General features: G+C 68.6%; 17 protein-coding genes. 3 read left to right on the top strand and 14 right to left on the bottom strand.

Annotated elements, in window-relative coordinates; translation table 11 throughout:
• Window positions 1-7: 7 nt before the first annotated feature.
• From imuA to ACSION_RS09425, 6 genes are all read right to left on the bottom strand, one after another.
• On the bottom strand, window positions 8-634 hold the full coding sequence (imuA, locus tag ACSION_RS09450; RefSeq protein ID WP_435305772.1) for a translesion DNA synthesis-associated protein ImuA: 627 nt from the start codon (window positions 632-634) through the stop codon (window positions 8-10).
• 1 nt (window position 635) lies between these two features.
• On the bottom strand, window positions 636-1,241 hold the full coding sequence (gene lexA / locus ACSION_RS09445; RefSeq protein ID WP_093485607.1) for a transcriptional repressor LexA: 606 nt from the start codon (window positions 1,239-1,241) through the stop codon (window positions 636-638).
• An 89-nt stretch (window positions 1,242-1,330) separates the two neighbouring features.
• Entirely contained in the window at window positions 1,331-2,452 is a 1,122-nt protein-coding gene (locus tag ACSION_RS09440) for an HDOD domain-containing protein (protein WP_435305771.1), read from the bottom strand.
• A gap of 172 nt (window positions 2,453-2,624) precedes the next feature.
• Window positions 2,625-3,449 carry a hypothetical protein gene (locus tag ACSION_RS09435; RefSeq protein WP_435305770.1) on the bottom strand — a complete coding sequence of 275 codons (825 nt, stop codon included), beginning with the start codon at window positions 3,447-3,449 and terminating at the stop codon, window positions 2,625-2,627.
• Window positions 3,450-3,533: 84 nt separating this feature from the next.
• Window positions 3,534-4,424: a ribonuclease H-like domain-containing protein gene (locus ACSION_RS09430; RefSeq protein ID WP_435305769.1), complete on the bottom strand. Its 891-nt coding sequence runs from the start codon at window positions 4,422-4,424 to the stop codon at window positions 3,534-3,536.
• On the bottom strand, window positions 4,421-6,841 hold the full coding sequence (locus ACSION_RS09425) for a DEAD/DEAH box helicase (RefSeq protein ID WP_435305768.1): 2,421 nt from the start codon (window positions 6,839-6,841) through the stop codon (window positions 4,421-4,423). The genes ACSION_RS09430 and ACSION_RS09425 overlap by 4 nt, the downstream gene beginning before the upstream one ends.
• 181 nt (window positions 6,842-7,022) lie before the next feature.
• Here ACSION_RS09425 and ACSION_RS09420 point away from each other — a divergent pair, with 181 nt between their 5' ends.
• From ACSION_RS09420 to ACSION_RS09410, 3 genes are all read left to right on the top strand, one after another.
• Complete coding sequence (locus ACSION_RS09420) at window positions 7,023-7,379, top strand: hypothetical protein (RefSeq protein WP_435305767.1); 357 nt, start codon at window positions 7,023-7,025, stop codon at window positions 7,377-7,379.
• 244 nt (window positions 7,380-7,623) lie between these two features.
• Complete coding sequence (locus ACSION_RS09415; protein WP_435305766.1) at window positions 7,624-8,040, top strand: hypothetical protein; 417 nt, start codon at window positions 7,624-7,626, stop codon at window positions 8,038-8,040.
• Window positions 8,041-8,182: 142 nt separating this feature from the next.
• Complete coding sequence (locus tag ACSION_RS09410) at window positions 8,183-8,509, top strand: hypothetical protein (protein WP_435305765.1); 327 nt, start codon at window positions 8,183-8,185, stop codon at window positions 8,507-8,509.
• Window positions 8,510-8,530: 21 nt separating this feature from the next.
• Here the strand turns inward: ACSION_RS09410 and ACSION_RS09405 are convergent, their stop codons facing one another.
• The 8 genes from ACSION_RS09405 to ligA all read right to left on the bottom strand — a co-directional run bounded on the left by ACSION_RS09405 (window position 8,531) and on the right by ligA (window position 19,074).
• On the bottom strand, window positions 8,531-10,039 hold the full coding sequence (locus ACSION_RS09405; RefSeq protein ID WP_435305764.1) for an ATP-binding protein: 1,509 nt from the start codon (window positions 10,037-10,039) through the stop codon (window positions 8,531-8,533).
• 3 nt (window positions 10,040-10,042) lie between these two features.
• Window positions 10,043-10,483, bottom strand: a complete 441-nt coding sequence (locus ACSION_RS09400) for a response regulator (RefSeq protein WP_093485589.1) — start codon at window positions 10,481-10,483, stop codon at window positions 10,043-10,045.
• A complete protein-coding gene (locus ACSION_RS09395; protein WP_435305763.1) occupies window positions 10,480-12,279 on the bottom strand; it encodes a sensor histidine kinase in 1,800 nt (599 codons plus the stop codon). The genes ACSION_RS09400 and ACSION_RS09395 overlap by 4 nt, the downstream gene beginning before the upstream one ends.
• 120 nt (window positions 12,280-12,399) lie before the next feature.
• Window positions 12,400-13,545, bottom strand: a complete 1,146-nt coding sequence (locus ACSION_RS09390) for a diguanylate cyclase (RefSeq protein WP_435305762.1) — start codon at window positions 13,543-13,545, stop codon at window positions 12,400-12,402.
• Window positions 13,546-13,720: 175 nt separating this feature from the next.
• Entirely contained in the window at window positions 13,721-14,779 is a 1,059-nt protein-coding gene (mtnA, locus tag ACSION_RS09385; RefSeq protein ID WP_435305761.1) for an S-methyl-5-thioribose-1-phosphate isomerase, read from the bottom strand.
• Window positions 14,780-14,826: 47 nt separating this feature from the next.
• Complete coding sequence (locus tag ACSION_RS09380) at window positions 14,827-15,579, bottom strand: DUF3011 domain-containing protein (RefSeq protein WP_435305760.1); 753 nt, start codon at window positions 15,577-15,579, stop codon at window positions 14,827-14,829.
• Window positions 15,580-15,688: 109 nt separating this feature from the next.
• Window positions 15,689-16,708: an EF-P lysine aminoacylase EpmA gene (epmA, locus tag ACSION_RS09375; protein ID WP_435305759.1), complete on the bottom strand. Its 1,020-nt coding sequence runs from the start codon at window positions 16,706-16,708 to the stop codon at window positions 15,689-15,691.
• Window positions 16,705-19,074 carry an NAD-dependent DNA ligase LigA gene (gene ligA, locus ACSION_RS09370; RefSeq protein WP_435305758.1) on the bottom strand — a complete coding sequence of 790 codons (2,370 nt, stop codon included), beginning with the start codon at window positions 19,072-19,074 and terminating at the stop codon, window positions 16,705-16,707. Before ligA ends, epmA begins: the two co-directional genes overlap by 4 nt.
• Window positions 19,075-19,152 lie beyond the last annotated feature (78 nt).

Raw genomic sequence — 19,152 nt, 5'->3', positions numbered from 1 at the left:
GCGGGCCTCAATGCGCGACCAGCGCGAACGAGTGCGCAGGCGCCGGCCCACCCCGGCATTTGCGCACCTGCCACTGCGTACCGCCCTGCGCATCGCGCGTGGCTTCCACGCGCAGCGCTGCGGCCGAGGGATTGGCCGTGTGGCGACGGTCGCGCAGCGCGAAGCCCAGGCATTCGCCGCTGTCGGCCGCCACCTGCAACCGGCGCAGCGCAGGCCCGTCGGCGTGCGTGGGCCAGCCCAGCACGGCGGCGCAGGCACCGCTGCGCAGGCATTGTTCGAACGCCCACAACGCATCGCGTGGCGCGGCTTCGACGATCTCCAGCATCGCCAGGTCCACGCCCGCGGCCTGCCAGGCCGGCGCATACGGCACGTAGGGCGGCGCGATCACCGCTACCGCACTGCCCGCCTGGGTCATCCGCGCCAGCGTGGGCAACAGCAAGGCCAGTTCGCCCACGCCGTCGGCGGGCAGCAGCAGTTCGGTCAGGGCGCGGCGTGGCCAGCCGCCTTGCGGCAGCAGCGCGTCGAGCGCCGCATGGCCGGTGGGTTCGCCATCGGCGGCGATCGCCGCACTGCGTCCCGCGTGCCACAACGTGCGCGCGGCCAACAGCGTGTCGAGGGCGACGACGGCGCCCATCTCAACCGCGGCGCACCAGGCCGCAGTACACGCCTTCGATGGCGAAGTCCTGCCCCGGCTGCACTTCGATCGGCGCGTGCGCGGGATTGCGCGGCAACAGGCGGATACGCCGGCGCTCGCGCTGCAGGCGCTTGATGGTCAGCTCGCCGTCGATGCGGGCCACGACGGTCTGGCCGTCGCGCGCCTCCGGCGTGCGGTGCACACCGACCAGGTCGCCGTCGACGATGCCGTCGTCGATCATCGAATCGCCCTGCACCTTCAGCAGGTAATCGGGCTGCGGCGAGAACAGCCGGCGGTCCAGCCACACCTGCTCGTCCAGGCCGATGTCGGCGCCGATCGGCTGGCCGGCGGCCACCCGGCCCAGCACGGGCAACGGCAGCAGGTCGGCCATGCCGCCCGGCAGGCGCAGGCCGCGCTTCTGGCCGGGAGCCTGTTCCAGCAGGCCATCGGCGACCAGCGCCTGTACGTGCTTCTGCGCAGCATTGCGGGAGGCGAAGCCGAAGGCCCCGGCGATGTCCGCCAGGCTGGGCGCGCGTCCGGCCGCCAACTCCCGGCGCAGGAAGGCCAGGACGGCGGCACGTTGGGGAGGCAGGTCGACGGGATTCATGGGTGTACATTTGTACACCCATCCGTCGCACAAGGCGAGACTGGCAGGGGCGCCGTGTATCGGCTAGCGAACCCCTGCCCGTCGGGCGATCAGGCCGCCTGTTCCTCGGCGCGCTCGACCAGGGTTTCGGCCATCTGGCGCCAGTTGGGCAGCTGGTCCAGCACGCCCAGCGACTTCAGGTAGCCCTCGTCGACCGGCTCGTTGCTGGCCAGTGCGCCGGCCACGTGCACGGCACCGGGCACCCAGAAGCTGCGCAGACTGGAACGCTGCGGCTGGCGATGGAAGGCGACCGCCTCGACGATCGGCATCGGCAGTCCCCACAGGCCGAGCAGGTAGGCGCCCGCCTCGGTGTGGCCGGGACGGTCGTCGTCCTCGCTCGCCGGCGTATCGCGCTCGTCGCGCACGCCCGGCAGCAGCAGGCCGATGTCGGCCAGCAGCGCCGCAGTGGCGCCGAGTTCGGAACTGGTGCGCGGCAGGATCTTCGCCGCCAGGCGCGAGGCCAGCAGCGCACGGTTTTGCAGCGCGGCACGGTCGACACTGGAGGTGGTCTTCATCGAGAACACCTCGCTGGCCAGCACCAGGTCGCGCAACGTGCCCAGGCCGAGCCGCGTCACGGCGGCGCGCAGGTCCGTGACCGAGCGGCCATTGGAGAAGTACGCCGAATTGCACAGCTGCAGCACCTTGGCCGCGATGGCCGGGTCGCCCGCCACCAGGGTGGCGATGTCGTTGGCGGTGCCTTCGTCTTCTTCCAGCGCGCGGGTCAGCGCGAAATAGAGGTGCGGCGGTGACGGCAGGTGTTCGACGCGGCCGATCGCCCGGCGCAGGCGCGGGCTGTCGAGCAGGTCGCGCAGTTCTTCCAGGCTGTGGATCGATTCCAGCACCGTTTCCGACGACAGCGGCAGCGGCAGGAAGCGGTGCGCCACGCCGATCAGCTTGATCGGTGCGGACAGGCTGTCGGCGCTGCCTTCCAGCAACGCGATGCGGATCGTCTCCGGGCGCAGCGTACGGATCTGGCCGAGCAGCGTGGCCGGCGGCAGGTCCGGCAAGCCGGGGCCGACCATCACCACGTCGACCGGCCCGTTGGCGACCGCGAACATCGCCGAATTGCCGTCGACGACCGTCTCCACGGTCCATTCGTCTCCCATGTCGCCGATGTAGTCGGCCAGGTCGTCAGGCAGGCAGGCGGTATCGCCAACGTACAGAATGCGCAAGGCACGGCCCCTTTTTCTTGCAGGTTCAATGCATGCCACGCGGTCGCGGGGCACGGACGGGATGAAATCTAGCAAGAATGTCGGCCGCCCCTGCCGCTTCTTGAACGGCGATGTGGCGTAGTGCGCAGCGCTTCACACTCCGCTGTCGGTGGATCCCCGACAGCGCGGCATGTCAGAAGCGCAACATCCCCAGCAACTGCGGTCCGCGGTTGTTGAGTTCGAGGTTGCCGTCGAAGCGGGAACGCTCGAAATCGAGGTCCACGTCGTTGTAGTTGTAGCGCAGTGAGAAGCCGAAATGCTCCCACGGGAAGTATTCCAGTTCCACTTGCGCGTCCAGCGCATCGCCGGTGACGTTGCCGCTGTTCTTACGCGTGTAGGCCAGCGAGGCGCCCCAGCGCCAGTGCGCCGAGAGCGACTGCGCGTATTCGGCGCGCAGCATCGGCGCCCAGGCGTCTTCCGACAGATCATTCGCATACGCCACCGGTGTGCCGCCGACGGTGGCGGTCGCGTCGAGATCGGCGGCGATGTCGTAGCGCATCGCGCCCAGGCCGATGCCGAAGGCGCGCTTGCCGTCCTGCAGGAACATCCAGGTGTACGACACGCCGGTGATGTCCAGGTCCAGGCGGCCGGTGAAGGCCGCATCGACCGGATAGGTGTTGTCGGCGATCTCCAGGTCGCGATCCAGGAAGCGCACGCTGGCGTCTTCGTAGTCGTAGCCGAACGCATCCAGCTTGTGATGGCGCGCCTTACCGAAGCTGCCGCCGATGCTCCACGCCAGCGCATCCTGCCGGTCGACGAACCCCAGGTCCCGCTGGAAATTGACATGGGTGCCGAGCGAACCGTCGCTGGCGTCCCACCGCGTGTCCAAGTCGTGGTCGGCCCAGTAGCGCCCCGCGCCGATATAGAAGCGATCGACCGCAGGCAGCAGGTCCTGTGCGGCAGCGGTGGACGGCAGGGCTGCGCAAAGCAGCAGGCCGAGAACAGCGGGACGGTGCATGGGACGGCTCCTGTGGCAGGGCGGACAGGCAGTGCGTCTTCGTGGATTCCGACGATGCCAGCATCCGCCCGCCCATTGGCCGGGTCAAGGCGGCGCGCAGGTAAACACGCTTCCCTTTTCCGCTGCATCCGCGTCCGGCGCCGACAGGTGCATCAGCAACCGCGCCAGCGTCACCACGTCCTGGTAGTTGTGCTGCAGCACGCGTCGCAGCAGGCCGGCATCGCCGCCCCGCAGGTACTGCAGCCACGCGCCCGGGGCTTCCGAACCCGGCAGGTCGTCCTCGCGGACGATGCCGAGCGCATGGCGCTCGATGGTGCCGAGGCGACAGTTCTCCCACACGCCGCGATAGCGACGTCGCGTGGGAAACAGCAGGTCCAGGTGTTCGAGTCCGGCCAGCGGCGTGCCCTGCCGCGCCAGCCGGTAACGCGTGGCCAGCAGGGGGGCGTCGTAGCAGCGGCCGTTGTAGCTGACCAGTCGCGTATCCTCCGCCAGCCAGCGCGAGAACTCGCGCAGCATCGCCGGCTCGGCGGACAGGTGCGTGATCAGCAGCTGGCGCACGCGCAAACCGCCGGGCACGAAATCCGACGCGCCCACCATGAAGGCACGTGTACCGGTACCACCGGACAGGCCCGTCGTTTCGGTATCGAAGAACAGCATGCCGGCGGTGGGCAACGGGCCGGTGCGCGCGAACGTGCCGTCCACGTCATCCGGCACGTTGTCGAACGGGAGCACGTCTTCGAGCAGCAACAGCCCCGGCGCGATCTCGGTGCCTGGCAGGTGGCGGTCGCGCGCGGGCACAGGCAGCGCCGGGCGCGCGCGCTCGCGGATACCCAGCATGCGCCGCAATGCCGCGATCGGTTCGGGCTCGGGGACCGCCTCCGCGATGCGCGCCACCGGTGCCGGTGCCGGTGCCGGTGCCGCCGCATGGCCTGCCTGCAGTCGCAGCCGCTGCAAGGTCTCCAGGCTGATGCTCATGCAGCGTCCAGCAGGTGCAGCACGCGCCTGGCTAGCGCACGCGGCGTGGTGTCGGCGTCTTCGTCGGCGGCCAGTACCGGGCCTACGCAGGCTGGGCACCCGGCCTTGCAGTCGCAACGGTCCACCAGGTCCGCCGCGCGGCGCACCAATTCCTGCTGGCGCCGCCACAGCGGCTCGCTCAAGCCGATGCCGCCAGGATAGTTGTCGTACAGATACACCGTCGGCACGAAGCGATCCCCGGATGTCGGCGACAGCAACTGGCCTTCGCCACCGCGCAATTGCCCCCTGCCCTGCGTATCCGGCAATGCGAACCACGCCCCGTCGCCATCGCCCACCGCTTTCTGCAGGTCGCGCCCCTCGGCCATCACCGCCACCGTCGCCGCGATGTGCAGCGCATGCGCCGCGCCAAGGAAGCCATCCAGTGCCTCCTGGCGCGATCCGAACGAGGTTTCCAGCACCTGCGGCGGCAGTTGCCACCACAGGCTGGTGGTGTGCATCTCCTGGTCCGGCAGGTTCACCGGCCCGTAGCCGATGTTCTCGTGCGTGTAGTAACGGATCTTCTTGTAGCCGGCGACGCGTCGCACCACATGCACCTCGCCATGGTGACAGGTGCCCTGCCCCGCGATGCCGCCATCGAAGCGCTCCAGCACCTTCAATTTCGTGTAGTCGATGGCGTCGGTGTAGTAGTCCACGTGGGTGCGGGTGACGTAGGCCTTGCGGCCTTCCCAATCCAGCCGTTCCACCTGGTACGGCGTGGACTGCACCATGTGGATCGCGCCTTCGTACAAGGTCAGTGGCGCGGCACTGAAATCCACTTCGGCGATGATCACCTGGCGTCCATCGGTGCGGTCCACCACGACGAAATTGCCATCCGCCACCGAGCGCAGGCTTACCGCGTTGGCCGGATAACTGTCGGCGATCCATTCGTAACGATCGCCCTCGCGATGGACCACGCTGTCCTCGTCCAGCAGTTGCAGGAACGGCGATGGATCGACGGGCCCGTACATCTCGCCGGCCAGGAACGGCAGCTCGAAGGCGGCGCAGCGGATGTGGTCGAGCAGGATCATCGGCTGGTCGGGCGCGATGCGTGCATGTTCGGGTGGGCTGTCGGCGAAGAACTCCGGGTGCCGCACGACGTACTGGTCCAGCGGCTGCGAACTGGCCACGAGAATGCCCAGCGACGCTTGCTGGCGACGACCCGCACGACCGAAGCGCTGCCAGGTCGCGGCGATCGAACCCGGATACCCGTTCAGCACCACCGCATCCAGGCTGCCGATGTCCACGCCCAGTTCCAGCGCCGAGGTGGACACGATGCCGTCCACGCGTCCGTCGCGCATCGCACGCTCGGCCTCGCGGCGCTCGGTGGGCAGATAGCCGCCGCGGTAGGCGCGGATGCGCGCCGGCTTGCGCGGATCGTGGTCGAACACGTCTTTCAGGTACTTCGTCAGCACCTCCACCATCGTGCGCGACTGCGCGAATACCAGCGTCTTCAGCCCGGCCTTGATCGCCACCCGCGCGATCCGGTTGCTCTGCGACCGCGCCGATGCCCGCAGGCCGAGATCGGGATTGACCACCGGCGGGTTCCACAGCAGCACGTGCTTGTCGCCGGTGGGCGCTCCGGATTCGGTGATCGCCTCGACATCGGCCTCGATCAACGCCTCGGCGTGCGCTTTCGGGTTGCCGATGGTGGCCGAGCACAGGATGAACTGCGGGTCCGCGCCGTAGAACGCGCACACGCGCTTGAGCCGGCGCAGCACGTTGGCGACATGGCTGCCGAACACACCACGGTAGGTATGCACCTCGTCGATCACCACGTAGTGCAGGTTCTCGAAGAACTGCGCCCACTTCGTGTGGTGCGGCAGGATGGCCTGGTGCAGCATGTCCGGATTGCTGACCACGATGTCGCCATGCAGGCGGATCGCCTGGCGCGCATCGCCCGGCGTATCGCCATCGAACGTGAACGCCTTCAGGCCGAGATCGCCGGCGCGACTGAGATCGAGCAACTCTGCGACCTGGTCCTGCGCCAGCGCCTTGGTCGGGAACAGATAAAGCGCCTTGCCCTTGCGCGAGAGCGCCGACGCCACCACCGGCATCGTGTAGCACAGCGACTTGCCCGAGGCGGTCGGCGTGACGATCGCGAGGTGTTTGCTCGCCTGCGTCGCCGTCCACGCCTCGGCCTGGTGCGAATACAGCCGGCCGATGCCACGCGCGCGCAGTGCGGCGGCGAGTGCCGGCGGAAGATCGGCAGGCAGTTCCTCGTACCGTCCTTCGCGTCCTGGAATGACGAATCGCCCCGTCACGCGGTCGTGGTACTTGCCCGCCAGCCGCTCGGCCAGCGCGTTGCCGTCGCCAGGCTCCGCGGGCAACACCGCTGCATCGCGGGCGTAATGGCGGACCAGCGAGGTCTGGGCGGGCATGGCGCATCTCGTTGTGGGATCGCGTCATGAAACGATGCGTGCGTCTCAACCGCTGAGACTGAGCGGTGGCTGATCGGGCGGACGCATCTCAGCTTTGTGATAAGCGTTTGAAGGGATTTGTCACCCACCGGTAACGCGCGGCGGGTTACCACGGCATGACCCCCGCCGGAAGCGCCCGCCCATGAATCGACACCTCTATCGCGAGCAGCTCGACACCCTGCGCCAGACGTCTTTCCGTTCGCCCGATCGAACCGACGATGCATTCGCGGCCTTCACCGCCTACGACTACGGCCGCCGCCGCCGGCTGCATCCCGACGTGGCCTGGGAAGACGCTTGCCGCGCCTACGCCTTCGCCGCGGCTTCCCACGCGGATCACGGCGGACAACACCTGAATCTCGATACAGAACTTGAACTCGAAGACCACTGGGAGCGCCTGCGCGGCGAGAGCGGACCGGACTGGCCCATTGCGCGCACGCTGCTGCGCGAAGCATGGCGGTGGCTCGACGAACATGAACCAGCACCGGTGCGCATGCACTGACGAACGGTTGGCCGGCATGCGCATACCGGTGCGTGTCCCCTTATGCAGGGGCCGAACAACAAGACAAGAACCGGCAGATCATGGACTGCGTGCCCGCGCGGACGCAGTTGGGAGACGTTGCCACAGGGGGTCGCGCTGTCGGAGGCGCGGCGGGGACGGGAACGCGGTTGTCATGCCTCGGTAAGCCGTGTTTCATCCAGCGGGTCCATGCTCCGCCAGGCCTTGCGCCAGGGAGTGGGAACGCATGTCATGCCTTCATCAACCGATCGCCCCGGCCTGGGCGGACGCGCACGCCCCGTGTGCCGTCATCAATATCCACGCCGAAATGGTTTTCTGGGCCGACACGTATGCCAGTCAGCCCTTCCATCGCCCCGGCACGCCGTTCCGCCACTACGTGCCTACGCTGAAGTTCGCCTACGACGTCTACCTGCTCTCGCACCGGCAGTCGCTGCAGGAACTGCTGCCCAGCCTCCCTGCGCGTTACCACGTGGGCATCGTGCGCGGCGTGCGCCTGGACTGGCCGCTCGCACAGGCCGTCATCGAGCGTGTGTGGGAACGTCTCAACGCGCCGCTGGAAGACGATCCACCGCTGTTCGCACCCTCGCCTGCAGCGTTGATGGACGAGCGCACGATCCTCGCTGCGGCGATGCGCCAGCGATGAGCTTCACGCGAGACATGCAAAGGTGAATAAAAACGCGCCGGCGCGGTTAAATGCCGGTTAAAACGCTCTTTATTTCACTTAAGCGTCACTCTGGCGAACCAACACTCGCCGTGTCAGACCACCACACGACACGGGGATCACCATGGCCAGTCTGCACCACCGCAACGCCCACCACGCCACCGCGCAGATCGTCGACATCGATGCCGAGCTCGCGTATTGGAAGACGCGTCTGAACGAAGACACCTTCCAGGTCGTCGGCGCTACGGTCGGTGATCTGGAGCAGTGCCTGAAGGTGGGCTACGACGCGTATCTGCTGCACCACCAACGCGAGTTCGACGAGATCGCGCCGGCGCTACGCGACCGCCTGCAGCGCTACTGCCCCGACACGCCGATCGGCTGGTACCGTGCGCAACCGATCATGCGGGCCGTGTGGCAGCGGCTGAAGCCCGCCACCGTCGGCCACGTCTGAAGCGAAGCAGCCTGCCGCCGTTCAGGCGTGCAGGCCGAGGGCGTGTTCGATTGACGCGAACAGCGACTGGATCTGCACGGGCTTGGTGACCACCGCCGCGCAATCGTGGCCATCTTCCTGCGTGCCCGGTTCGCGCAGGCGGATGACCGGACCGTCGAAGCCCGCCTCCTGCAGCACCGCCAGCACATCCGCTGCCGACAGCAAGAGGATGTCGTCATCCAGGATCGCCAATGCCGGCAGCCCGATGCGGGCGATCTGCTGCAACGCGATGGCACCGTCGGGTGCCATCATCGGGTCGTAGCCCTGCGCCGCCAAGGCATTGCCCAGCAGCGAAAGCCGTGTGGCATCGCCATCGACCAGCAGGATGCGACGGCCTTCGCCGTCCTGGAAGACCGCACCTTCGGGAGCGCTCCATTCGAGCGAAGCCGCCGCGGGCAGCCACAGCTCGAAACTCGTCCCGTGGCCCACGCGGCTCTCGACCTGGATACGGCCTTGCACCGACTCGACGATGCGCTTGCACGACATCAGACCCAGCCCGGTACCGCTGGACTTGGTGGTGAAGAACGGAGTGAACAGTTGATTGCGTGTGGCCTCGTCCATGCCGCTGCCTTCATCCGCCACCCGGACCACCACATGGTCGCGCCCGTCCGCATCGGTCGCGCGCCGGGCCGACAGCGTCAGCGCGCCGCCCTGCTCGGCCATCGCCTGGATGCCGTTGAGGCACAGGTTGATCAGGCACTGCTGGAACTCGGTGTAGTTGCCTTCGATCAGCAATCCGTCTTCCGGCATTTCGATCTCCAGCCGCACGCGCTTGGAGAGTGAGCCCTGCATCAGCAGCTGGACGGCCTGGAACAACGCCGCCACTTCGATGCGTTCGCTCGCCTTGCGCGAGCCGCGGACGAAGGACAGCATCGAGTCGGCCATCTCGTGGCCACGCTTGCCGCTTTCCGAGATCACCGCACCGAGGCGCAGGATCTTCGGGTCGTTGCTATACGTGGATAGCAGGTCGGGCACGATCAGCAGCGGCTGCAGGATGTTGCGCAAGTCGTGGCTGAGTCCGGCCGCGAGCATCGCCAGGCAATCGAGCCGCTGCGAGCGCATCAGTTCGCGTTCCGCGTATTCGCGCTCGCGCTCGAGGCGGGTTTCGCGGATGGCGCGTGCCACGGCCGACGGCAGGCGCACCGGACTGTGCTTGAGCACGTAGTCGCTGGCGCCTTCCTGCAACGCCTTGACGGCCGCTTCCTCGCCGATGGTGCCGGAGAAGAACACGAACGGCAGCCTTCCGTCGTGGGAGCGCACGATTTCCAGGGCCTGGTAGCCGGAAAAACCCGGCAGTTCCATGTCGGACACCACCAGGTCGAACGGTTCGCCCGCCAGCGCCGCCGCCATGCTGGGCGCGTCGTCGACGCGCACGAACTCGGCGTCGAGTCCCGACTCCTGCAACTGCTCGACGAGCAGTTCGGCATCGAGTTCGGAATCCTCGACCAGGAGGATCCTCACCCGCCCCAGCGGTGTTCCCGTCCGCGGCATCGATCAGCCCTGCGCCGGGGTTTCGTTGATGACGGCCCAGAACGTGCCCAGCGTCTTGACCGCCTGGAAGAACTGGTCGATGTCCACCGGCTTCACCACGTAGGCATTCACGCCGAGGTCCCAGCTGCGCGCCAGGTCGCTCTCTTCGCGCGAGGACGACAGGATCACCACCGGCAGGTGCTTGAGCTGCTCGTGGTTGCGGATGTTCTTCAGCACTTCCAGGCCGTCCATGCGCGGCATCTTGATGTCCAGCAGTAGCACCGACGGCAGGCCTTCCTCGCGGTTGGCATGCGCACCGCGTCGCAGCAGGTAGTCCAGCGCTTCCACGCCGTCCTCCACGTGCACGATGGGGTTGGCCAGGTTGGCCTCGCGCAGCGCGTCGATCGCCATTTCGGCGTCGGCCAGGCTGTCCTCGGCCAACAGGATGGTACGGATGGCGCTCATGCGTCTTTCTCTCTGGAAGATGGCGCATCGAGCGCCGCGGGAAGGGTGAAGAAGAAGGTCGCGCCCTGGTCGGGCGCCGATTCGGCCCAGATGCGGCCGCCATGGCGCCCCAGCACGCGGCGCACGCTGGCCAGGCCGATGCCGGTGCCGGCGAACTCGCTGGCCTTGTGCAGTCGCTGGAACACGCCGAACAGCTTGCCGGCGTAGGCCATGTCGAAGCCCGCACCGTTGTCGCGCACGCTGAAAAGGTGGCTGCCGTCGTCCTGCAGGCGGTGCTCGACTTCGATCACCGACAGCTCGCGCTGGCTGCTGTACTTCACCGCGTTGCCGAGCAGGTTGCCCCACACCTGGCGCATCATGTTGTCATCGGCGAGCACGATGGGCATCGGCGAGATCCGCCACTCCACCCGTTCGGCGCGCCCGTCGCCTTCGTTGGCGTCCAGCATCGCGCGCGCCTCGGCGACCAGCGACTGCATGTCCACCGCCTGCAGGCGCAGCGCGCTGCGCCCGAGGCGCGAGTACACCAGCAGGTCGTCGATCAGTTGCGACATGCGGCGCGCGGAATCGCCGATCACGGACAGGTAATGGCGGCTCTTGTCGTCGATGTCCTCGCCCAGGTGCCGGCCCAGCTTGTCCGAGAAGCCGGCCACGTGGCGCAGCGGCGCACGCAGGTCGTGCGACACCGAATAGCTGAAGGCCTCCAGCTCGCGGTTCACTTCCGATACCTGCTCCACCTTGCCTTCAAGCTGCCGGTTCAGCGCGGCGATCTCCTGCTGGGCCGTCTTCTGCAACGAAACGTCGCTGACCGTCACCAGCACCGCATGGTCGTCCTTGTCCGGCAGCGGCATGCGGCGCGCATTGAGCAGCACCGTGCGGCGCAGGCCGTCGGCGGTGTCCTGCTGCAATTCGTAATCCCACAGCTCGCGGCCGCGCGCGAGCACGTCGTCCAGGCGCTGGCGCATCAGCCGGTCCTGCCAGGCATCGCCCAGCTCGTCCAGGCTACCGACCCTGTCGCCCTTGCCGATGCCATACAACTCGGCGAAGGCCATGTTGTGCATCTGGATGTGCTGCTCGGCATCGAGCAGCACGATCGGTTCGCGCACGGTATCCAGCATCACCAGCGCGCGCTGGCTGGCGCGGGCCGTCTCCTTCTCCGCATTCAAGCGGCGCGTCACCTGCCGGCCCAGCGACAGCAGGACGAGCGACAGCAACAGGAGCTGCGCACCCATCGCCACCAGCGCCAGCCACTCCGCCCGCTGGCGTTGCCGCTGCGCGTCGATGTTGCGCTGTTCCAGCAATTGCCGTTCGTCGCTCAGGATTTCCGTCAGCAGGGCACGGATCGGGAAGCGCGTCGCCAACGGCGCCACGACACTGCCACGGTAGGCGTCGGGTGCTTCCAGCAGTTGGTCGATGACCTCGACGCGCGCATCGACCAGTTCACGCAGGCGACCGACGCGCACGAGTTGCTCGGGGTTGTCGGCCGTCAACCGGGCCAGGGTCTCGAAGCGCTCGGGCAACTCGCGCATGCCGGTGGCCATGCGGTTGCGCGCCAGTGGGTGGTCCGCGCCCAGCGCGATCATCATGCCGGACGATTCGATCTCGCGGACGTCCAGCGCCAGCGCCATGACCGCCGCTTCCACTTCGTGGGTATGCGCGACCGCATCGGCCGCGTCCAGGTTGGCGCGCGACAGGCGCTGCAGCAGGATCACCGGACCGACGACGATCAACAGGATCACCAGCCCCAACAAAGGCAGGCGCCACTTTCCCCACATCATGCGGGCGCGATCGTCGTTCATGGTCCCCTGGCGTCAGATGAACGCGCGGGCGACTCCGACAGTCCCCGCGCGGAAATGTCGGGGGATGCTAGCGCAGGACAGTGATATTGGGAATGAAGGCCGACCGTTCAGCCTGGGCGTTCAGGAACGTGGTGCCACGCACACCCGATCACGCCCTTCCCGCTTCGCTTCGTACAGCGCCTGGTCGGCGCGCCGCATCTGTTCGCGCAGCGATTCGCCTGCCACGTGCTCGGCGATGCCGGCTGACAGCGTGGCGACCACACCGTCGTGTTCCTTGCCGAACTCGCCGCGCACGCGCTCCGCGAACGCGCGCGCGGACAGCGCATCGTCGCCTTCCAGCAGCACGGCGAACTCCTCGCCTCCGATCCGTGCGGCGCAGCCCTCGTCGCCGCCGGTGCGGGCGCGCATGATCGCACCCAGTCGTTGCAGCACCGCATCGCCGCCGTCGTGCCCCAGGCGATCGTTGATGTGCTTGAAGTAGTCGATGTCCAGCACGACCAGTGCAACCGGCACGCCGGCCGCGGTGGCCCGTGCATGCGCGCCATCGGCGCGCTCGCTCCAGCCATTGCGGTTCAGCAGGCCGGTCAACGCATCGGTGTGCGCCTGCTCCACCAGGCGGCGGCGCATCTGCCACGCCGACACGGCGAAGTCGGTGCGATAGCCGGCCAACACCAGGCCGAACCCGATGGTCGTCAGCGTGTACAGCCAGTACAGCGCACTGCCCGTACCGGGCGCCCCGTGCAGCACGATGCGCAACTGCGCCATCACCACGATCAACAGGGCGAACGCCAGCAGCGAGACCGGCCGCACCATCAGCGCCATCAGCGCCAGCGGCAGCAGTTGGAACAAACCCGTGCGCAGCGCGAGCTGTCCAGTCGCGCCCGGCAGCGGCATGCTCATGAAGATGCCCGTCAACAGCGTCGCCACCAGGGTCAGGATCAGGCGCTGCTGCCACTGGGTCAGGCGCGCCACGCCGGCGGCACACGCGGCCACCACGCCCGCGACCACCAACTGCAGCCAGGCCGGATAACCGATCGTGGGCGTGGCACCCACCAGCTCGAACGCAGCGATGATCGCCAGCAGCACCGCGCCGCACAGCAGCACGCCGCTGACGATGGGACGGGTGGCACGCAGCTGCGCCTGGGTCAGGTCTTCGCGCTCGGATGCGTTCAAGCCCCGCGTGGAATCGCGCGCAAGCAGGCCGCGCAGACTGCGCAGCATGCCGGGCGCCACCACGGGCGAAGCGGGAAGAGAGCGTGCGCGCATGCGCGATTCCTGGCCAACGTCACCCAGGCGGTGCAACTCCCGTGCCAGCGGGCTCGCGCCCGCCGCCGCAGGGTTTCGACGGCGCCGGCGCCTCATCGGGCGCGGCTCCGGGCCGCGTCCGACTGACGCGTTGCGTCGTTTTCAGGCTCCCCGTGCCCATCCCCCATGGCGGGACCTAACCGCCGAACGCGGCGCGCATGCGCGCTTCGTCGGGCTGTTCGATCACGCCCTTCTCGGTGACGATGGCGTCGATCAGCGCGGCCGGGGTGACGTCGAACACCGGATTCCACGCGGCCACGCCCTCGGCCACGATGCGGGTGCCGCCAATGCCCAGCAGTTCGGCCGGGTCGCGTTCTTCGATATGGATCGCGTCGCCGTTCGGCGTGGCCATGTCGACCGTGGACGACGGCGCCACCACCATGAACTTCGCGCCGTGGTGGCGCGCGGCGATCGCCAACTGGTAGGTGCCGATCTTGTTGGCGGTGTCGCCGTTGGCACAGATGCGGTCCGCACCCACCACCACCCACTGCACGGCCCCGGTCTTCATCAGGTGCGAGGCGGCCGAGTCGGCGATCAGGGTTGCGGGAATGCCGTCCTGCTGCAGCTCCCACGCGGTCAGCCGCGCGCCCTGCTGCCAGGGCCGGGTCTCGCCGGCGTAGACCTTGCCGATGCGGCCCTGGGCCACGCCGGCGCGGATCACGCCCAGCGCGGTACCGAAGCCGGCCGTGGCCAGCGAACCCGTGTTGCAGTGGGTCAGCACGCCGCTGCCCTCGCCGATCAGCGCCGCGCCCAGCTCGCCCATATGGCGGTTGGCGGCCAGGTCTTCCTCAGCGATCGCCAGCGCTTCCAGTTCCAGCACGCCGCGCCAGTCGCTGCCGGCGCTCTTCAACGCCGCGCGCATGCGGGCCAGCGCCCAGGCCAGATTCACGGCCGTGGGGCGGGCCGCGTTGAGGCGCTGCAGGGCGGGTTCCAGCTTCTCCATCGCCTCGGCCGGCGTGGCGGCCATCACCTCGCGGGAAGCCAGCACCACGCCCCAGGCGGCGGCGATGCCGATCGCGGGCGCACCGCGCACGGCCAGGTCATGGATGGCCGCGGCCACCTCGTCGCTGGTGGTGCAGCTCAGGTACTCGACCACGAAGGGGAGCTTGCGCTGGTCCAGCAGTTCCAGCGCGCTCCCGGTCCAGCGGATCGGACGGATGCGGTCGTAGCGGGCGTAATCGATGGGGTCGGTCATGGGGCCATTGTACCGGCCCCTCCCCGTCTCTCCTCACACCGGCGGCATCACCAGCTGCGGAACTCGGCCCGACAGCCGTCGGTCACCCAGACGCCGCGGGCATCCTGGCCCCAGGTGCGGCCTTCAATGCAGGCGGCATTGGACAGCTGGCGGACCAGCTGCACGCGACCGCGGCCGTCCACGCCGCAGGTACGGGTGCGGCCCTTCTCGGATTCGCAGCGGAACGTCCGGCCGTTGCCGTAGCCATACCCGTTGTCGTAGCCGCCGTTGTTCCAGCCGCCGCCATTCCAGCCATTACCGCGACCGTACACCTCGAACTCGGCGCGGCAGCCACGCGACACCCAGATCGCGTTGCGATCCTGGCCCCAGCTGTAACCTTCGGTGCAGCGCGCCTTGGACAACTGGCGGACCAGCCGCACGTCGCCACGGCCGTTGATGGCGCAAGTACGCGAACGGCCGTCGTTGGATTCGCAGCGGATGCGCTGGGCGCTACCGTAGCCGCCCCCATTGCGACCGCTGGCGAATTCGGCGCGGCAGCCGCGGTCGACCCACACGCCATCCCGCGTGCGGCCCCAGGTGCGCCCTTCCTCGCAGCGCGTCTTGGAAATCTGCCGCACGATCTGCACGCCACCGCGCGTATCCAGGCGGCATTCGCGGTAGCGGTTGTCGTTGGAATCGCAGCGCACCACCTGGCCGCCGCCGTAATAGCGATCGTCGTACTGCGGTGCGGCTTTCGCCGCGACGGCGCCGAACAGTGCGACGGTGCCCAGCACCAGCGTTGCGATCAGGGAGCGTTCCATGGCGTGCGTCCTCGTGGGTGTTGGAACGCAATCTACGCAGCGATCATGAACGCGCGCCCACGTAATCGTTTGCAGCCAAAGCCGCGACCGTGGCGTGTTTGGCTGGCTTTCAGGCGCGCGCGAAATCGAAGGCGACCACGTCCGCGATGCGCGGCGTATCGAGCATCGCCATCAGCAGCCGGTCCACGCCGAGCGCGACGCCCGCACAGGCCGGCATGCCATGCGCCAGCGCGGCGAGGAGGCCTTCGTCGAGGGCGGGCGCATCCTCGTCCCGTGCAGTACGCGTCGCCACATCGCGTTCGAAGCGCAGGCGCTGCTCCGCCCCATCGGTAAGCTCGTGGTAGCCGTTGGCCAGCTCCAGCGGGCCCAGGTAAAGCTCGAAACGTTCCGCCACCGGCACGCCGTCGCGCTCCACCACCTTGGCCAGCGCGCATTGGCTGGCCGGGTAGTCGTGCACCACGCGGATCTCGTCGCGACCGAAGGTCGGCTGCAGCCGGTGCGTCATCAGCAGGTCCAGCCAGTCGTCGCGGGTCAGGCCCTCGCCGTCGATGGCGATGCCGGCCGCGGCGTTGCGCACGGTATCCAGATCGGCCGTCATCGGATCGACGCCCAGCTGCTGCCGGTACAGATCGCGGAAGCTCACGCGCGACGCGGTCGCTTCGCGGCCGATCATCGACAACGCCGCCTGCACCAGCGCCACCGTCTCGTCCATGAGCGGTTCCAGCGTCCAGCCCACGCGGTACCACTCGAGCATGGTGAACTCCGGGTTGTGCCGCCCGCCCGCCTCGCCATCGCGGAAAACCCGCCCCAGTTCGAAGCAGTCGCCCACGCCGGCGGCGAGCAAGCGCTTCAGCGGGAACTCCGGCGAGGTGCGCAACCAGCGCCTGCGCGACGCACCGTCGGTGCGACCCGAGAACTCAAGCGCGAACGAGGCGATGTTGGCGTCGGTATTGCCCGCACGCGACATCATCGGCGTCTCGACCTCCAGCACGTCGCGCGCGAAGAAGAACTCGCGCACCAGCCGGTTGACCCAGGCCCGCAGGCGCAACGCGTCGCGCGAACCTGTCGGTGCCCAGTCGAGGCCGGCGACGCCTTCGCTCCAGCCGGGCCCCGGTCGCCAGCGGCTCACGCGCCGCTCCCGTGCTGCGCCAGGAACGCCAGCAGCTGCGCCTCGTCCCAGACCTCGATGCCCAGCTCCTGCGCCTTTGCCAACTTGGAGCCGGCGGCTTCGCCCGCCACGACCAGATGCGTCTTCTTCGACACGCTGCCGGCGACCTTGGCGCCGAGCGCTTCCAGCTTCTCGCCGGCTTCGTCGCGACTCATCGCCGCCAGCCCGCCGGTGAGCACGACGGTCTTGCCGTCGAGTGGACCCGTGACGGTGGCGACCTCCTCCGGCGTCACCTGCAACAGCGCCTCCAGCGCCGCCCCGGTGCGCGACAGCAACTGCGCGTTGGCCTCGTCTTCCAGCCAGGCAGCGAAGGCGTTGGCCGAATCGCTGGGCAGGCCGGCGGTGACGAAGTTGTGCACCGGCGCATCGAGCAGCGCCTGCACCGACGGGAACGCGGAGGCCAGTTGTTCGGCGCGCACGCGGGTGACCTTGGGAATCTCCAGGTCCACCAGTAGCGTCGCCAGGTCCAGCGTCGCACGCAGCTTGCCCGACGGCGGATGTGTATCGCCGATGACGACACCCCGCGCCAGCAGATCGTCGATGGCCTGCTGATTGCCGGGCTGGTCGAGGAAATGGCCCAGCGACCGCGCCACTTCGCCGCCGATGTCAGGCACCCGCTTGAACAGCGGCCACGGCAGCCGGCGGATCAGTTGCAGGTCGCCGAACCACAGCGCCAGCGCCTTGGCCGTGCTCTCGCCCACGTGCTGGATGCCCAGCCCGAACAGGAAGCGCTCCAGCGTGGTCTGTCGGCTGCGGTCGATGGCCTCGATCAGGTTCTCGGCCCACTTCGTCGCTACCTTGCCGGCCTTGACCCCGCTCTTAGTAAGTGCGAGCGGGGTGGTGCCGTCGCGCTCGTCCACGCGGCGTTTCATCTCGAGCAGATCGTCGACGGTCAGCTTGTAGAGATCGGCCACGTTCTGCACGAAGTCGAGGTCGCTGAGGTCCTCGACGAAGCGCTCGCCCAAGCCCTCGATGTCCATCGCACGGCGCGAGGCGAAATGGATGATCGACTCCTTGCGCTGCGCCGGGCAGGTCAGCTCACCGCTGCAGCGCCACACGGCCTCGCCTTCCTCGCGGACGATCTCCGAGCCGCACACCGGGCAGCGCGTCGGCATCTGCCACGGCACGGTGCCGGCGGGGCGGCGTTCCGGCACCACGCCGACCACTTCCGGGATCACGTCGCCGGCACGGCGCACGATCACCGTGTCGCCGTTGCGCACGTCCAGGCGCGCGACCTGGTCGGCGTTGTGCAGGGTGGCGCGGGTGACGGTCACGCCACCGACGTGCACGGGCTGCATCAGCGCCCACGGTGTCACCGCGCCGGTGCGGCCGACGTTGACCTCGATCGATTCCAGCACCGTCATCTGTTCCTGCGCCGGGAACTTGTGCGCGATCGCCCAGCGTGGCGCGCGTGAGACGAAGCCCATCTCGCGCTGGCCTTCCCCGTCGTCCAGCTTGTAGACCACGCCGTCGATGTCGAACGGCAGGCCGTCGCGCGCTTCGCCGATGCGATGGTAGTAGCCGAGCAGGCCGTCCACGCCTTCCACCACGTCGCTCAGGCTGCTGACCGGGAACCCCCAGCCGCGCAGTTGCTTCAGCGTGGCCGAATGCGAATCCGGCAGTTCGCCGCCCTCGACCAGGCCGGTGCCGTAGGCGAAGAACGCCAGCGGTCGCTGCGCAGTGATGCGCGGGTCGAGCTGGCGCAGCGAACCGGCCGCGCCGTTGCGCGGATTGGCCAGCACCTTGCCGCCGTGCTTGCGCGCGTGCTCGTTGTACTTCTCGAAGTCCGCGCGCGGCATGTAGACCTCGCCGCGCACTTCCAGCACGGCGGGCCAGCCGGTGCCGCGCAGCGTCAGCGGGATGGCCTTGATGGTGCGCAGGTTGAGGGTGACGTCCTCGCCGGTGGCGCCGTCGCCACGCGTCGCGCCCTGCACGAACGCGCCGTTCTCGTAGCGCAGGCTGATGGCCAGGCCGTCGAGCTTGGGTTCGGCCGAGAAGCGCAGCGCCGGGCGCTTGAGCTTGTCGGCGATGCGGCGGACGAAGTCCTGCACTTCTTCGTCGCTGAAGGCGTTGCCCAGCGACAGCATCGGGATGGCGTGGCGCACCTCGGCGAACTTGCCGGCCGGCGCATTGCCCACGCGCTGGGTGGGCGAATCGGCGGTGACCAGCTCGGGGTGCGCGGCTTCCAGTTCGTCCAGCGCGCGCAGCAGGCGGTCGTACTCGGCGTCCGGGATGCTGGGCTCATCGAGCACGTGATAACGATAGTTGGCGTCCTCCAGCTGGCGGCGGAGGTCGGCGATGCGGGCAGCGGGGGTCGGCGGCGTCATGGGTGAATTCTAAGGCCGCGGGCCGTGACGGGAGATGCAAGCCGGGCGGGTCGAGGGCCGTCCCTGCCCTCCGACGCA

Source organism: Pseudoxanthomonas sp. LjRoot125 (assembly GCF_964252705.1).
Lineage (GTDB): Bacteria > Pseudomonadota > Gammaproteobacteria > Xanthomonadales > Xanthomonadaceae > Pseudoxanthomonas_A.
Note: the sequence above shows the minus strand (reverse complement) of the source record. Positions and strands in the feature narration are given on the sequence as shown.

Bases quoted from the DNA above. Each gene is read 5' to 3' on its own strand.
- ACSION_RS09410 (WP_435305765.1), top strand. From the start codon at position 8,183: ATGGCCAGTCTGCACCACCGCAACGCCCACCACGCCACCGCGCAGATC.
- ACSION_RS09420 (WP_435305767.1), top strand. From the start codon at position 7,023: ATGAATCGACACCTCTATCGCGAGCAGCTCGACACCCTGCGCCAGACG.
- ACSION_RS09430 (WP_435305769.1), bottom strand. From the start codon at position 4,424: ATGAGCATCAGCCTGGAGACCTTGCAGCGGCTGCGACTGCAGGCAGGC.
- mtnA (WP_435305761.1), bottom strand. From the start codon at position 14,779: ATGACCGACCCCATCGATTACGCCCGCTACGACCGCATCCGTCCGATC.
- lexA (WP_093485607.1), bottom strand. From the start codon at position 1,241: ATGAATCCCGTCGACCTGCCTCCCCAACGTGCCGCCGTCCTGGCCTTC.
- ligA (WP_435305758.1), bottom strand. From the start codon at position 19,074: ATGACGCCGCCGACCCCCGCTGCCCGCATCGCCGACCTCCGCCGCCAG.
- ACSION_RS09405 (WP_435305764.1), bottom strand. From the start codon at position 10,039: ATGCCGCGGACGGGAACACCGCTGGGGCGGGTGAGGATCCTCCTGGTC.
- ACSION_RS09380 (WP_435305760.1), bottom strand. From the start codon at position 15,579: ATGGAACGCTCCCTGATCGCAACGCTGGTGCTGGGCACCGTCGCACTG.
- ACSION_RS09425 (WP_435305768.1), bottom strand. From the start codon at position 6,841: ATGCCCGCCCAGACCTCGCTGGTCCGCCATTACGCCCGCGATGCAGCG.
- ACSION_RS09390 (WP_435305762.1), bottom strand. From the start codon at position 13,545: ATGCGCGCACGCTCTCTTCCCGCTTCGCCCGTGGTGGCGCCCGGCATG.
- ACSION_RS09395 (WP_435305763.1), bottom strand. From the start codon at position 12,279: ATGAACGACGATCGCGCCCGCATGATGTGGGGAAAGTGGCGCCTGCCT.
- ACSION_RS09400 (WP_093485589.1), bottom strand. From the start codon at position 10,483: ATGAGCGCCATCCGTACCATCCTGTTGGCCGAGGACAGCCTGGCCGAC.
- imuA (WP_435305772.1), bottom strand. From the start codon at position 634: ATGGGCGCCGTCGTCGCCCTCGACACGCTGTTGGCCGCGCGCACGTTG.
- ACSION_RS09435 (WP_435305770.1), bottom strand. From the start codon at position 3,449: ATGCACCGTCCCGCTGTTCTCGGCCTGCTGCTTTGCGCAGCCCTGCCG.
- ACSION_RS09415 (WP_435305766.1), top strand. From the start codon at position 7,624: ATGTCATGCCTTCATCAACCGATCGCCCCGGCCTGGGCGGACGCGCAC.